The organism is Bacillus sp. LR--39 (assembly GCF_053613335.1).
Map to the genome: position 1 here is coordinate 1 of NZ_JBSIOT010001229.1, position 596 is coordinate 596.

The 596-nt window shown below is 41.4% G+C and carries 1 protein-coding gene; it reads left to right on the forward strand.

The genetic code is table 11. From position 1 onward, the window contains the following. Positions 1–313 precede the first annotated feature (313 nt). On the forward strand, positions 314–596 hold a 283-nt coding region (locus tag ACWHAR_RS29600; protein WP_452088756.1), incomplete at its 3' end, for a CNNM domain-containing protein.

Consider the following 596-nt stretch of genomic DNA (forward strand, 5'->3'; position numbering starts at 1 on the left):
AGAAAACAGTTTTCAAGGCTGTTTTCTTTTTATATCCACAAAATCCTTCCTCTTCCAATCCAGACAGGCGCAGAATTGACAAGCAGGCATGCAGTTAAGGCTTTCTTCATGATAAAAGTCTAAAAATTAAAAATCATTTTTGGAATGAGTTGTGTTACAATAAAATCTACAATTTATAATCAAACTTTGACTTTTGGAGGTGGTATGATGGGGCCCTCTGCTTAGGCAACAATACACCGCGTACCTCAATGTTAAGGAAAAATGATTATATCAGGAGGTGACTCCTTATCCTTTGTTGAGAGGATAGGGTTAAATGGACGATATTGACAGTCTGATTTTAATTGGCGTGCTCATTGCTTTAACCGCGTTTTTCGTTGCAAGCGAGTTTGCGATTGTTAGAGTAAGGAGATCCAGAATAGATCAGCTTATCACAGAAGGAAACAAACGGGCGATACTCGCAAGGCGTGTCATTACAGATTTGGATGAATATTTATCCGCATCCCAGCTGGGCATTACATTGACATCAATCGGGCTTGGCGTACTGGGTGAGCCTGCCTTTGAACGGCTGCTGCATCCACTGTTTGAACCGCTCGGCT